At 38.9% G+C, this 14,569-nt stretch carries 14 protein-coding genes; 5 read left to right on the top strand and 9 right to left on the bottom strand.

The features are described from left to right. Nucleotides 1-102 precede the first annotated feature (102 nt). Nucleotides 103-1,914: a glycoside hydrolase family 15 protein gene (locus tag IEE83_RS16030; protein WP_194121545.1), complete on the bottom strand. Its 1,812-nt coding sequence runs from the start codon at nt 1,912-1,914 to the stop codon at nt 103-105. Between the two features lie 229 nt (nt 1,915-2,143). Continuing rightward, a complete protein-coding gene (locus IEE83_RS16025) occupies nt 2,144-2,962 on the bottom strand; it encodes a phytanoyl-CoA dioxygenase family protein (protein ID WP_194121544.1) in 819 nt (272 codons plus the stop codon). A gap of 138 nt (nt 2,963-3,100) precedes the next feature. Here IEE83_RS16025 and IEE83_RS16020 point away from each other — a divergent pair, with 138 nt between their 5' ends. Further along, nucleotides 3,101-3,955, top strand: a complete 855-nt coding sequence (locus IEE83_RS16020; RefSeq protein ID WP_194121543.1) for an AraC family transcriptional regulator — start codon at nt 3,101-3,103, stop codon at nt 3,953-3,955. A gap of 72 nt (nt 3,956-4,027) precedes the next feature. Here IEE83_RS16020 and IEE83_RS16015 read toward each other — a convergent pair whose 3' ends face one another. Continuing rightward, nucleotides 4,028-4,324 (bottom strand): Dabb family protein, encoded by a 297-nt coding sequence (locus IEE83_RS16015; protein WP_194121542.1) that lies wholly within the window; start codon nt 4,322-4,324, stop codon nt 4,028-4,030. A 143-nt stretch (nt 4,325-4,467) separates the two neighbouring features. After that, nucleotides 4,468-5,049 (bottom strand): porin family protein, encoded by a 582-nt coding sequence (locus IEE83_RS16010; RefSeq protein WP_194121541.1) that lies wholly within the window; start codon nt 5,047-5,049, stop codon nt 4,468-4,470. Nucleotides 5,050-5,422: 373 nt separating this feature from the next. On the opposite strand from IEE83_RS16010, the gene IEE83_RS16005 reads away from it, so the two are divergent. Continuing rightward, complete coding sequence (locus IEE83_RS16005) at nt 5,423-6,595, top strand: threonine aldolase family protein (RefSeq protein ID WP_194121540.1); 1,173 nt, start codon at nt 5,423-5,425, stop codon at nt 6,593-6,595. Between the two features lie 14 nt (nt 6,596-6,609). Here IEE83_RS16005 and IEE83_RS16000 read toward each other — a convergent pair whose 3' ends face one another. Together IEE83_RS16000 and IEE83_RS15995 are read right to left on the bottom strand one after the other, a co-directional pair. After that, the gene (locus tag IEE83_RS16000; protein WP_194121539.1) at nt 6,610-7,008 is read right to left on the bottom strand and encodes a response regulator; all 399 of its coding nucleotides are present in this window, start codon (nt 7,006-7,008) and stop codon (nt 6,610-6,612) included. After that, nucleotides 6,995-8,605, bottom strand: a complete 1,611-nt coding sequence (locus tag IEE83_RS15995) for a sensor histidine kinase (protein ID WP_194121538.1) — start codon at nt 8,603-8,605, stop codon at nt 6,995-6,997. Before IEE83_RS15995 ends, IEE83_RS16000 begins: the two co-directional genes overlap by 14 nt. A gap of 612 nt (nt 8,606-9,217) precedes the next feature. On the opposite strand from IEE83_RS15995, the gene IEE83_RS15990 reads away from it, so the two are divergent. After that, nucleotides 9,218-10,708: an alpha-amylase gene (locus IEE83_RS15990; RefSeq protein ID WP_194121537.1), complete on the top strand. Its 1,491-nt coding sequence runs from the start codon at nt 9,218-9,220 to the stop codon at nt 10,706-10,708. A gap of 59 nt (nt 10,709-10,767) precedes the next feature. Here the strand turns inward: IEE83_RS15990 and IEE83_RS15985 are convergent, their stop codons facing one another. Beyond that, nucleotides 10,768-11,070: a hypothetical protein gene (locus IEE83_RS15985; RefSeq protein WP_194121536.1), complete on the bottom strand. Its 303-nt coding sequence runs from the start codon at nt 11,068-11,070 to the stop codon at nt 10,768-10,770. Nucleotides 11,071-11,219: 149 nt separating this feature from the next. Next, nucleotides 11,220-11,957: an SDR family oxidoreductase gene (locus IEE83_RS15980; RefSeq protein WP_194121535.1), complete on the bottom strand. Its 738-nt coding sequence runs from the start codon at nt 11,955-11,957 to the stop codon at nt 11,220-11,222. A 280-nt stretch (nt 11,958-12,237) separates the two neighbouring features. On the opposite strand from IEE83_RS15980, the gene IEE83_RS15975 reads away from it, so the two are divergent. Then, complete coding sequence (locus tag IEE83_RS15975) at nt 12,238-13,128, top strand: SDR family oxidoreductase (protein ID WP_194121534.1); 891 nt, start codon at nt 12,238-12,240, stop codon at nt 13,126-13,128. A gap of 120 nt (nt 13,129-13,248) precedes the next feature. Next, nucleotides 13,249-13,989, top strand: coding sequence for an SDR family oxidoreductase (locus IEE83_RS15970; RefSeq protein ID WP_194121533.1), 741 nt, complete (start codon nt 13,249-13,251; stop codon nt 13,987-13,989). Between the two features lie 68 nt (nt 13,990-14,057). Here the strand turns inward: IEE83_RS15970 and IEE83_RS15965 are convergent, their stop codons facing one another. Beyond that, entirely contained in the window at nt 14,058-14,507 is a 450-nt protein-coding gene (locus IEE83_RS15965; RefSeq protein ID WP_194121532.1) for a VOC family protein, read from the bottom strand. Nucleotides 14,508-14,569: the final 62 nt, after the last annotated feature.

The raw sequence follows: 14,569 nt of genomic DNA, 5'->3' as shown, positions 1-14,569 counted from the left end.
TATATCGTCTTGAAACGATGCATCAAATCTATTAAGACTAATTACAAATTGTATACTTTTATTTGATATGTTATAGCATTTGTTGTTTAGTTAAAAATAAGCCTACAAACGGTTAAGCTGTTTGTCAATTTCCAATGCCGCGCTGATTAATGCAAGATGCGTAAATGCCTGAGGGAAATTTCCTAAATGTTCAGCCTTATGACTGATTTGTTCGCTGAACAGTCCAAGGTGGTTTGCATATCCGGTCATTTTTTCAAAACTATCCAGCGCCTTAATTACTTCACCACTTTTAGCGAGTGATTCAATATACCAGAAAGAGCACATATTGAAAGTTCCTTCATCGCCATTCAATCCGTCAAACTGCTCCGGACCGTTTCTATATCGGTATAAAAGAACATCCAGGCCTAATTCCCGTTCAACCACTTTCATTGTCGATAACCATCTTGGCTCATGAGGAGAGATAAAGTGCAGCAAGGACATCAGAAGCACACTGGCGTCCACATGTTTGGCACCTTTATATTGTACCCATGCCCCCAATTCTTCATGCCAGAAATTTTCGTAAATATCCATGTAAATCTCATCCCTCACTTCATTCCATTGGTTTTTTGGATAGGGGAAAGAGCGGTGTTCAGCAATTTTGATGGCTCTGTCCATGGCAACCCAGCACATAAGCCGACTGTGCAGAAATTCCTTTTTTACATTTCTGATTTCCCAGATCCCGTGATCCGCATCTTTCCAGCTTTTGATTACTTGTTCAACCTGAGTATTAATCGTTGCCCAAAATTCATAAGTAATGGCAGAATGCTGTTTATCGTAAATGTAAACCGTGTCAATCAGTTCCCCATAAATATCGATTTGCAGCTGATCCTGAGCGGCATTTCCGATTCTTACCGGTTTTGATTTTTTATAACCTTCCAGATGCGGAAGTTCTTTTTCTGCCAGATCATGATGACCATCAATCGAATACATCAGATAAAGTTTATCGTCTTTGCATCGGTCATGTATCCATTTCAAAAATGCCGTGGCTTCTTCGGTATAGCCCAGTCTTAAAAAAGCATACATTGTAAAGGCCGCATCTCTGATCCAGGTGAAACGATAATCCCAGTTGCGCCCAGCTCCCAAAGTTTCGGGAAGACTGAAAGTAGGTGCGGCAACCATAGATCCAAGTTCGGCAGATGTCAGTAATTTTAGGGTAATCGCAGACCGGTTAACCGTTTCTGTCCATCTTCCTTTATAATGCGATTGATTCGACCAGCTTCGCCAGAAGTCGATCGTATCCGTATATGTCTGTTTTTTATAAATTTCGATTGAATCAATTTCGCTTTTTTTCTGGTTTCCATTTTCCAGTATCAGGTAAGCGATTTCGGATTGTTGCAATGTAAATTCGGCGTAACCATGATTTTTTACAATTTGTAAAGGAACGGATGCGGAAAGGCGCAGTGCAGTTTTTGCTTCATCGCCTCCCTTGAAAACAAGGACATTATTGTCAAGTTCAGAGGTATGTTCAGCTCTGCCGTAATCGAATGCCGGATCGCATTTTACCTGATAAGTGATCGAACCCCGTACGGTTTTAACTTCCCTTACAATAACGTTGGATTTTCTCGGATGTCCGTCTTCAACCGGCATGTAATCAGTCAGTTCTGCAATGCCGTCTTCGGAAAAAAAGCGTGTTAGAAGTACAGCCGTACCAGGCAGATAAAGTTGTTTTGTCTTATAATCTTTAATCTGAGGCGCAACCGAAAAGCTGCCGCCTTTTTTGTTATCAAGTAATTTTGCAAAAACAGTAGGAGAGTCAAAATCAGGATATGACATGAAATCTATGCAGCCGTCCATGGACACCAGGGCCACTGTTTTCAGATTTCCAATAAGACCATAATCTTCAATGGGATTGTATCCGTCTTTTTTCTCCTGCATCTGTTCTGATCAATTAGGTCGAAAATTAATTATCCTGATCCGGGCCTAAATAATCAAGCCAGCCAAAAATTTTTGAAAGAAACCTGGCAGCTATCTGTTTTGAAATTTAGAGGAATGATCTGAAAAGTTGATTCGAAAAGATTTAAACCGATATTATCAAAACTAAAAAAGGTATCCCCGGTTAAGGGATACCTCCAAGTTCAAGAATGTAAACGGGCTTGCAAAATAACTATAAAATTACCGGATTCAGATTGGAAGCAAACAGCTCACCCGCAGGTGCACCTGCCATCCAGCGCTGGCGATCAGCCTCCTGATGTTTGTTTTGCGGCTCAGTGATTTTTGCACCATCTGCTACAAAAATAATGGTCATCACCTCGCGTACAACATCAGTTGATTTGTTTCCCGGTGCAGAATGCAGCGTCCAGCCATAATGCCAGGTTGCATCACCCGCATTCATGGTTTCCGCCCTGGTTATTTTGTAACCTTTTTCATGCACAAATTTTTGCAGCATAATTTCTGACTCGTCAGAAATCGGTACATTTTCAATAAAACCACTTTGGTGAGAGCCGGAAGCGAATGTGAGCATGCCCATATCAGAATCAATATCAATCAATGGCATCCACATGGTAATGGTTTTATCCGTGTCAACCGGCCAGTAATACTGATCCTGATGCCACGGCGTAAAACCCCCGCCGGGTTCTTTGTAAAGCGCCTGATCATGATAAATTCTGACATTTTCCACACCGAGTAAATCCGCAGCGATTTTGCCAAAACGTTTTGCAAGCGAGAAGTTTTTTACATTTTCATCAACTTCCCACAGATTAGTAATTTGTAGAAAAGCCTTTCCGTAAGTGTCCCTGTCTTCCAGTTTGCGCTTTTCTGTGTTGTAGGTTACAGCTGCCTTGTTAATCACATCTCTGTAATACGAAACTTCATTTTCATTAAGTATTCCGGGAATCAAAACGTGCCCGTTTTCTTTAAAACTTTGAATTTCACTTTCAGAGACTGTTTTGTAACCGTTTAGATCTGGGGCGGTCAAAGTAGCCATATAAAATTTAAGGTTTAGGAATAATCTTTCTCAAATTTCGGCTCTTTATTAATTTTTAGTTAGGCGGATAATGGCTAATTTATGGTGTATTTTATCTATTTTTAAATTTGAGATTAAGAATTGATTAATAAAGTCAATATGAAACCTTTATTCGAGAATTTAAAACCAGGACCTGAAAGTTCTTTCATCGTCAGGTCCTTCGATCTGGAACAATTTACGGTTCCGTTTCATTTTCATCCTGAATTTGAACTTACACTGATTTTGAAGGGAAGAGGAAAACGTTATGTGGGAAATAACATGGCGGATTTTGAGGAGAATGATCTGGTTTTAATCGGGCCGGATTTGCCGCACTGCTGGAAAAGTGAAAAGGAAGACGGTGTGAAATCAGTGGTTGTACATTTTATAAATGATTTTCTGGGGAAGGAATTTTTTGACAGACCAGAGCTTTCCAATATCCAGAATATTTTAAAACGCAGTGCATCCGGTATTCGTTTTATGGGAAAAACGGCAGAAAATGTAGTACCCAAATTAGAATTACTCTCTGTCGAAGAAAACCCTTTCCGCAAAATGTTAAGACTTCTGGATGTGATGGAAGATCTTGCTGATTCGGCGGAATATCAATTGCTGGATCACGGAGGAACGGTGGCGCAGCTCCCGCATATCAACAAGGAAAGAATGAATGTGGCGCTGGGTTATATTGTTGACAATTTCAGGCAGGATATTATATTGAATGAAGTTGCGGCCGAAGTGAATATGTCGCCGAATGCTTTTTGCAAGTATTTCAAAAAGGCTACCGATAAAACATTTATGGAAACCGTCATTGATTACCGCATAAACTTTGCCATGCAGCAGCTCTTATCAACTGAAAAACCAGTGGCAGAAATTGCGATGGAAAGCGGATTTGGAGATGTTTCCCATTTTTATAAACTCTTTAAAAGGTTAATAAAAATAAGTCCGTTGCAATACAGAAAGGATTTTCAAAAGGGAATCTGATAACCTAATAAATCTTTAATCATATTTACAAAGCCACCAGTCAGTTCATTTCCCCAGTGGCTTTGTCTTTTACTATTCAATATATTGAACGTAATCGATTTCAAGAAAATCGTCTACATTTTTTAACCATAACTGTTCAACAAACTGAACATGATCCGGGTGCGCTGAATATTCGTCATAACTTTTTTGATCATCGAATTCCATGGTCAGGCCATAATCGAATTTATTCGATTTACCGACTTTCTGAACACATTGAAAATTGTTAACACCCGGAATGGATGACAATTCGATTGCTGCATTCAAAAATGTCTTTTCTTCTGCTGAACCTTTTGGATGTTTGAGTTTGAAAAAAACGGAATGAGTTATCATATTTTTAAAAGAGTGTAAAATTCGGAATTGCGAAGTTAATCTTTCGCATATCATTTTTACAAATTATTAAATCTTGCAGCGTTAGGCATAAAAAAGGGGAAAAGAAATTAATCTTTTCCCCAATCATTATTAAAGTGCTGTGATTAGTCGTTATTGATCAAAGGAATTGCCCAGAAAATACTTGCCTGAATAACGCTGTTTTTGAAATCAGGATTGATATTTTGTCCGGAGAAGTTACCCACTTTCGAAAGTCCTGCAATATATCTTGCACCGATTCCCAAACCGATTTTGGTTTGATATCCAATTCCTGCACCCACTGCCAAATCAAGATTTTTAGCGAAGTGATTGATGGTCTGGTCAGGAAGATCCTGTGAAGTTCTGAAACCAACCTGCGGACCTGCTTCGACAAAAAAGCCACCGTTGGTTTTTAATTTGAACATAACAGGAATTGTAAGATAGCTTATTTTGAAATCCTGCTGACCAGCCGGACGCTGAACTTTCGCTCCTTGTGTTGAGAACAAAACTTCCGGTTGAATCGAGAAATTTTTTCCAAAACCAAAGTTCAAAAGACCTCCGATATGATAACCTACCAGAGGATCAGAATCAATATCTCCACTCGTGTAATTGCTGATATTGACACCCGCTTTTGGACCGATACTAAAAGTTTGTGCGAAAGTAAAAGTGCTGATTGTTACCAGGCATATTGTAAAAAGTAGCTTTTTCATGTCGTTTTGTAAATTAATAAATGAAACAAATAAATTTTTAGACCATTTAAGTGTTTTGGTCTAAAAATTTATCAATCAAATAATCGTACCTATTACCTTTTGATTACATGGTTAATTTCACACAACAAATTTGGATTATGTCTTGTAATTAATCAGTTTTGTTTTGAAAATATCGGTAAAATCTGGTATGTAATTTTGTTCTCTTCCTAAAAGTCGAAATGTGGTTGTGTTTTGAAGTTTGGTTTTAAGACTTATTTTGTCACCAGTGTTAATTTAGTTGGGGAAAATTTTCTAGATATTGGGAAAAGCAATCCCGTTAATCATTTCGTAATTTCAATTCATATCAAAACCTACATATTTAACCGGTCAGATCATGTTTAACAGAAGAGATTTTTTGCGTGTTTCCGGTTTATCAGTTGCGCCGGCTCTTTCGACGATTGATGTTTTTGCTACACAGGGAAAGTCAGGAGCTCCCGCAAAGGAAAGTGTTTATTTCATGGGGGATGGCCCAATGTATTCCCCTGACGAATATTTGGAAAAATTGTATCAGATTAACAAAGATAAGCCTGTTGTCAAAGATGTATATGGAAAGGGCGGAAGCGTTGAGCAGCTTTTGAAGAAATTTTGTGAAATAACAGGAAAAGAATCCGCCATTTACATGCCGACAGGCACGATGGCAAATCAACTGGCGATTTCTGTTTTATGTGGTGAGAATACAAAGGCATTTGTACAGGACACAAGTCATGTTTATCGTGATGAAGCAGATTCAGCACAGTCGGTATTTAGTAAACGGCTTATTCCGCTGGCTGCGGGCAAAGCATATTTTACCCTGGAAGAATTACAGGGTTCGATTGAGGAACTTGCTCAAAGAGAAGTATTCAAAAGTGGGATAGGAGCAGTATCGATTGAAAATCCGGTTAGGCGCAACGACGGACAATTTGTTCCTTTAAGTGAGATTAAAAAGATAAGTGCTTTTTGCAAGGCGCAAGGTTATAAACTTCACCTGGACGGCGCGCGTATTTATCTGGCGTCAGCTTTTTCAGGAAATTCAGTTTCCGAATATGCGTCTTATTTTGATACCGTATACATTTCATTGTACAAATATCTTGGAGCCGCAGGAGGTGCTGTTCTATGTGGTCCCAAAAATATCATAGACAAAATGGAACATTTGGTGAAAGTACATGGCGGCGTTGTTTACTCAAACTGGACGAATGCAGCCATGGCCTTACATCATTTGACAGGTATTGAAGATCGTTTCAAACGTTTTGCGTCTCAATCGGAGCAGCTTTTCAAAATACTGAATCAAATACCGGAATTAACAATAACATCCATAAAAGATGGAACCAATATTTCCATATTAAAACTTTCTGCCTCTGTGAATTCTAAAAAGTTAAGTGAAACATTGTGGCAGAGATATAATATTGCATTACCGCTTGCAAAATCAGACGGAACCATAAAATTGATGGTAAACGATAGTCTGTTGACGCAATCTAATGAACAAATTGCAGCTGCTTTTAAAGATGCTCTGAGTATGTCAAAAGTTTAAAGCAGTCATGGCATTCACATCTGTTCAACCAGTTTTTTCAATACATCTACATCAATCGGTTTTTGGATAAAATCTTTTACAGGCCCAATGGACATGGCACGGTTATAATCATCCTGATCTTCGGAAGAGCTAGTCATATAAAGTGTTATGTCCTTTTTTATGATAGGAGCCAGCTTGGAATAGCCATCCAGAAACTGCCAGCCATCAAGAATCGGCATATTGATATCGAGCAATATCAATTCCGGAAGTTCTTCGGGCTGCATCTTCTTGTCTACAAAAAATTCGAGCGCTTCCAGACCATTTTTGAAAAAAATTGTGTTTTCGGCAACCTCCGCATGTTTGATTATTCTTTTGATTAGAAATGTATAGATTTCATCATCGTCGATAACACATAAAAGTTTAATTTTTCTCATAAAATGCAATTTTAAATTTGGTTCCGAAATTCAGTTTACTTTCCACAGTGATTTTTCCGCCTTGCGATTCGATCTGATTTTTAATCAGAAATAACCCTACACCGTTAGCATCTTTATGTTTGTGGAATGTTTTATAAAGTCCAAAAATTTTCTCACCATGTAATTCAAGGTCGATGCCCATGCCATTGTCACTATATTCAAGAATGGTAATCTGATTTTGATCGGTGTAAGTCTTTAATTCAATGCGTAAGTCTTCGTTTTCTTTTTTATATTTTATACCGTTGGAAACCAGATTCATAATGATACTTTCAAGATAAATTCCGGGAAACATGACTGTATCAATTTCGAAGTTAATATCCACGACGGCATGGCTCTGGCTCAGGCCGGTATCCAACACACCCAATACTTTTTCTGTTGTAGCTCTGAAACTTAATTCCTGGCTTGGCAAATAGCTTTCCCTGATTTTGATAACCGTTGAAAGATCATTTAACGTCTCGTTCAGATTTTCGGAAACACGTTTAATCTTCTGGAAAATTTCAATGTTATTCTTATCCATCGCAGTTTCATCAACGATATTCGTAAGCATCGAAATGTTACTGGAATGATTTCTAAGATTGTGCGAGAGAATATGTGTAAAATTTTTAAGCTGATTGTTTTGCTGAGCCATCAAATCAACCGATTTGCTTAGAGCCAATTCATTCGTTTTATACTTATCAATATCCATAATAACTCCACGCATTTTAACCAGATTTCCATCTGAGTCAAATAGAGGCTTGCCATAATAGCGGACCCATTTTTTATTTTGGTCGGGCGTTACAAGCTGCAATTCCATATCCCAACCTACGCCTTGGCTGTAAGCATTTTGAAGCGTTTTTCTCAGGATTTCCTGATGCGGTTTGATAAAAGAAGCTATGGACTCTTCCGGGCCGATAAAATAATCCTCGCTTTGTCCGTAAATCTCGTAAGCTGTTTTGGACCAATAGAATTCTTTGGTTTGCACATCAAATTCCCATCCGCCCACACGTCCGACATGTCCGGCTTCTGATAATAAAAATTCACTGGCTGCCAGTTTCTCTTCTACTAGCCGGCGTTCATTAATTTCATGTTCTAACTCTTTTACGGACCTTAGCAGCAAAACATTTGGTAGAATTCTATAAAGAACATACACGGTTGTCATCGAAATAATCGCCGTTAGCAGCCTAATTAAAGCACTCAGGCGATAGACCGGCCACCAGAAAATGATGGCATCAATAAAATGGGTTGTTCCGCAGAAGACAATAAATGCACCAAAGAGCCAAACCACTTTGGGAAAAGGGAAATCTTTCCTGAGCAGCACCAGGCGAAATAGGAATGTTGGAATCAGGAAATAAGCGGCCCAGATCAGAAGATCGGAGGTTATATAAAGCCACCCATGAAAATCAGACCAGTTTCCGCAGTACCATCGTGGAGGCCAGTTCGTGGTATCCAAAAGGCCTGTAAAAAACGTGATGATTTGGTCGCCGAGCCCTGCCTGAGCCACAGCGTGATGAGTATACCCGGTTGCACAAAGTGGTCCGCAATCCGGAATATTGGAAATAGTTGTGTCTTGTGGCTTCACGGTGAGTAGTTAAAGTGTGTTGTAGTTGAGAATTTACCAAATAGATAATTTTTACTTTCAATTAAAAAAGTAAAAAAGACCTGTTATTATTTCGAGATGTTGCCAGGAAATTACCAGTATTGATACCAGCGCGTCTTCTAGTCTGTCTTCAAAATTAAATTGGACTTTATTTTATCGAAGTGATGCCGGGATATGAAAATCGAAGGACTGTGCCCCTGAAAAGATAACGTATAAGTAAAGCAGTGATTCATAGTATTTTAATTGGAGGATTAAAGTAGTGACGGTCAGTGTTATGGGCTCTCGCGCGTTTATATACGATTCAAAGTTTTCTTTGGATCATTTTAATTCATTTTTTTTATTTTTTGATCATCAGGTTCAATTCCCTTATTAATACTCTTTACTGAGTGGTTACATAATAAAGAAGTTCGCAAATTAACATTTGAAAATAAATTTTTAAAACCGTAAAGTCATAAGTACCAAATTATATTAATCCTCAATTTTTTTGATTTAATGTGCTGAATTCGGCAAAGGCATAGTAATTGTATCACCAATTTTTAATTAAAATTTGGGAATGGTCTTTGTGCCTGTTTAGATTAAAAGTTATACTTCATCATGGAAAATTTTACAATGCTGCAATTTTTTGAGTGGTATTATCCTGCCGACGGAAGTCTGTGGAATCACTTTAAAAATGAGGCAGAACGACTTAAATCAATTGGTATTGATTCGGTTTGGCTTCCGCCTGCACATAAAGGAATGGAGGGAAGCAAGTCTCCTGGTTACGATTCTTACGATTTGTATGACCTCGGCGAATTCGACCAAAAAGGATCTGTAAGAACAAAGTATGGGACAAAACAGGAATTGATCGATGCCGTTAATGCCGGAAAAGAAGCAGGCCTTCAGGTATACGCCGATGTGGTTTTGAATCATATGGGTGGTGCTGACGAAAAGGAAGTGGTCACAGTAAAAAAAGTGACACCCGAAAATCGGAATGAATTCATCAGTGAGCCCATGGAAATTGAAGCTTACACAAAATTCACTTTTCCGGGCAGACAAGGAAAATATTCATCTTTTGTTTGGGATTACCAATGTTTTTCAGGTGTCGATTTTGACGCGAAAAATGAAGAAACAGCAATTTTCAGCATTCAGAATCAATATGGCGAAGGTTGGCAGGATGTGCTGGATGTTGAAAACGGAAACTATGATTACCTGATGCTTTCTGATATTGATTTCCGGAATCCATTCGTAAAAGAAGAGCTAAAACGTTGGGGAGAATGGTTTTATGAAACAGTTGGTGTTGACGGGTTTCGCCTCGACGCAATCAAACACATGGATCCGGAATTTTACAATGAATGGCTGGACCATTTAAGGGGGAAATATCAAAAGGAATTTTATACAGTAGGAGAGTATTGGGCTCCGTATGATTTGCCTTCGATGCTTACTTATATTGAGGCGACAAACAGAAGAATGTCTCTTTTTGATGCACCTCTTCAAGGCAATTTTTATAAAGCTTCAAAAGAAAACAGCGATTTCAATCTTTGTACTATTTTTGATAATACGCTGGTTCAGGCTTGTCCGGAACTTGCCGTTACGCTGGTTGAAAATCATGATACCCAGCCGCTGCAATCACTGGAACAAACTGTTGAGGCTTGGTTCCGTCCATTGGCCTATGCCTTGATTTTGTTTAGAAAGGATGGATATCCTTGCATCTTTTACACGGATTTGTACGGAACAAAATACACCGATAAAGGGAATGACGGCGAAGAGCACGAGATCACACTTGAAAGAATCGACAAGCTGGAAGTGTTTCTTTACGTTAGAAAACATTTGGCATATGGTCAGCAAAATGAATATTTCGATCATCCGAATTGCATCGGCTGGACAAGGGAAGGCGATGACGACCATGAAAATTCTGGTTGTGCCATTCTGATTTCAAACGGTGAAGACGGTACAAAAGCAATGTTTGTCGGTGAAAAACACGCCGGAAAAACATTTGTAGATTACCTCGGAAATGTGGGTGATGAAATCGTCATCGGCGAAGACGGTTCAGCAACGTTTAAGGTTAACGGTAGGTCCGTTGCCCTGTGGGGATTGAAAAATAATTGATCTACAACACTTCAGTTTAAATGAAAAGAGCGGTCGAATTTTTTCGACCGCTCTTTTCATTATTGTAATACCTCAGGACTCAGCATTTGCTCAAATTCTTTAACGGCTTTTCGTAACTGTTTTTCAGAAATCCCACTGTATTTTGTCTGAAGTGCTCTCGCTTGTTCTGCATTCAGTTTTTTAAGTTTCCAGAACTTGGGATGCGTTTCTACAATCGGTAAACGAAATTCTTCTTCTTTGGGGTCTTTAATCAGCACATTAACGGTTATTGTTATCTTCGAAAAATCTTCTGCTAGTAATCCCTCTGTTATTACTTTCAGGCATCGCCCGGTTTCGAGCATAAATATTTTTTCTTGTCTCATGTCTAAATCCATATCTTCTGAGTCGCAAAGGTATTTATTGTCCTCAGTATAAATAAGGGCTTAACAAAATGATAATTTAGAAAAATTTTAAGATGGCTGATTAAGATGAATGTATTATTTTCCCTTAAAAAAGAAATTTATTTTTAGGCCTACCAGGGCAATTCTTCGCCAAGGTGGATGAATTTGCCGGTAGGGCCATCGGCATTTAGTAATGCAAGTTCAACGCTCGTTTTAGCTCCATCCGTGATATTCATCGGTGCGCCATCACCCCCCAGTTCCGTTTGAACCCAGCCTGGATGTGCAGAATTGACTTTAATACCTGTACCTTCCAGTTCCGCAGAAAGATGGGTTGTAAACATATTCAAAGCTGCTTTTGATGCATTATAAGAAAGTACCCTAAATGAAGCAATAGGACTATTTTCCTGGGAATGAAGGGTCAGAGATCCAAGTATGCTCGACAAATTTACGATACGTCCGGCACTGCTTTTTTTGATTAATGGCAAAAGTTCTTTGGTCAGGTAAACAACGCTGAATAGGTTGGTATTGAAAACATATTCAAATTCATCGGCTGTCGTATCTATGGTTTTGTTGACAGACAATGTTTCTTTCGGAGCCACACCGGCGTTGTTGATCAGAATGTCAAGTTTGCTAAATTTATCAGAAAGATATTCTGCTACCGCTTTTCTCTCATCAGCTTTGGTAACATCCAGCTGAACACCGAAAGCGTCGATTCCCTGTGCTTTTAGTTTATCAGCGGCCTCTTGTGCTACGTTTAACTGACGCGCCGTTAACACAACAGTTACGCCTTTTTCGCCAAGTTGTTTTGCAGTTTCAAATCCGATTCCACGATTGGCACCGGTTATAAGAGCTATTTTTTGATTTTCCATTTTCTTTTATGTTTTGTAATTTTTTAGACTATTTGGTCTATTTTATTTCAAAAAAAATTCAATTTTTCTTTGCGTTTATATTCAGACAAAATAATAGACCATTTAGTTTATTTTAGCCCAGTTATTTTTGATTTATTTTATAGATATATCAAATTAATTGCAAACAATTGATAATCAATAATAAGTGTTAAAGGTGCCAAGTTTAAAAATGGGAATGACGGTTACAGTTTAGATCGGCCCGACAATAAATGTAACTTTGCGGTTTCTTTTTATACTAGCAATGTCAGAAAGCAAACTACCCAGAATATTGATTACCGGTGCTACCGGCCAGGTTGGAAACAAAACAATAGAGTTTCTCAAAAATAATAATGAAGTTGAAGTTATAGCGGCTGTACGTACACAGGATAAGGCCCGCCAATTTAAGAGGAAGGGAATAGATACTGTTCTTTTTGATTTTGACGATGAACTTTCCCACGCTGAGGCATTGAAAAATGTTGACCGCGTTTTAATTGTAACAGATTACACTGTTGACATGCTTCGTCAGAGCAAGGTTTTTCTGGATAGTGCAAAAGTTGCAGGCGTAAAACATGTTGTCCATCTGGGTGCCTGTGGACCGGATAATACCACGGTCGCACATTGGGCCTGGCATCAGCTGGTTGAAAAATATATTGAATCTGCTGGCTTTTCTTTTACCCATTTGAGACCGGAAACTTTTATGCAGAATATGCTAAGCTACGGTGGTAAGCAGGTTGTTAAGGAGGGGATTTTTAATCAGTATGTTGAAAACGCAACAAAAAGCTGGGTAGACGCAGAGGATGTTGCACAGGTTGCAGCCTTGTCTTTATTGCATCCGGATATTCATTCGGGAAAAACTTACCGGATGGGATACGACGCCAAATCGTACGATGATATTGCTGAAATGCTGACAAAAATGATAAAAAAGCCATTTCAATATCAACCGCAGTCACCAGACGTTTTTCTGAAATCCATGCAGGAATCCGGAGCTGATATGGCTTACATGCATTGTGTATACGATCATTACAAGCGTTACGCAGCCGGGACAATTCCGGGAGCGGACGAGATATTTGATAATTTTCCGCTGATCACAGGAAATAATCCTGTGACCTGGGAAACATTTATCAAAAAACACAAAGCCGAATTTGATTACTAGCACGACATTTTTTACTGGTTTTTGTAAATCTTAGAAATTCATTTCTACTGCTTTAAATGTAATATTTTTCAGGAGCTCTCATCGCCCACCTTTGAATTATCAATTTAAACAAAAGAAAACATGAGCACTTTAAAAGACAAAGTAATATTGGTAACGGGTTCTTCAAGAGGTATTGGCGCGGTTATCGCACAGAAACTTGCAGCGGCCGGTGCCAAAGTAATTGTTAATTATGCCGGGGGAAAAGACGCTGCCGAAGAAGTAGTAAGCCAGATTATCAGTAATGGAGGCGATGCTATTGCGTTTCAGGCTGATGTGAGCAAGTCAGAAGATGTGAAAAATCTTTTTGACGCTGCGATCAGTCATTATGGAAAAATTGATGTGCTGGTAAATAATGCCGGGATCCTGATCAACAAACTGATCAAGGACACAACGGATGAAGATTTTACACGTCAGTTCGATATCAATGTCAGAGGTACTTTTAATACCATGCGCGAGGCGGCCACCCGTTTGGCTGAGAACGGAAGTGTTATTAATTTTTCAACTTCGGTAAACCGTATCATGTTGCCGACGTACGCAACCTACGTCGCTACGAAAGCTGCCGTTGAACAACTGACACGCGTATTTTCGAAAGAAGTGGGAGCAAGAGGAATTAATGTTAATTCAGTTTCTCCGGGACCAACCAATACTGAGCTTTTTACCAAAGGAAAACCGCAGGAAGTAATTGACCGGCTGGCTTCACTTTCTGCTTTTAATCGCATCGGCGAGCCGGAAGATATCGCTCAGGTTGTTGTGTTTCTTGCCAGTGACGAAGCAAAATGGATTTCTGCCCAAAATATCGGTGCAAACGGTGGGATGGCATGATTTCAGGAGTTGTATAAAAAAGAAAAAGGAGCCAATTTTAAACTGACTCCTTTCTCCTTTTTTATTTATTATTTTGCCTTCTGGTTGAGCTCAATTAGATAGCCGTCCGGATCAGAAAAGTAGATTTGGGTAACACCGTCAAACCTTACTTGTTTGTGAAATTTTATGTTTTTTTCTGTCAAAAACTTTTCAGCCTGATCAATCGAAGCCACAAATAGTGCCATGTGACCTCCGTCTTTATCATGCACAATTGGTTCAGTACGTCCGGCCAATAAGTGAATCATTTGTCCGTTTCCCGCATCAAACCAGCCTCGGATCGCTTTTAAGTTGTCAGGAACCTGGACCGGTTTCATACCAATAATTTCCCTGTAAAAAGTTTTACTGGCTTCAATATCTTTCACATGAAGCGCCATATGATTCCAGCCTGTATAGCCGAGTTTTGAAGTCATGTCCTGTGCAGAAGAAGTTGCTGAATTGAATAATTGGGTCAGCAGTAATAGAAAAAATAAACGTTTCATGAATGTTAAATTAGTTTTGAACCTTAAATCAAAGGTAGGATCAGGAATAGTAATATTGGTAA

Origin of the sequence: Dyadobacter subterraneus (genome assembly GCF_015221875.1) — a bacterium.
Lineage (GTDB): Bacteria > Bacteroidota > Bacteroidia > Cytophagales > Spirosomataceae > Dyadobacter > Dyadobacter subterraneus.
This window is presented reverse-complemented; position numbering and strand designations above follow the sequence as displayed.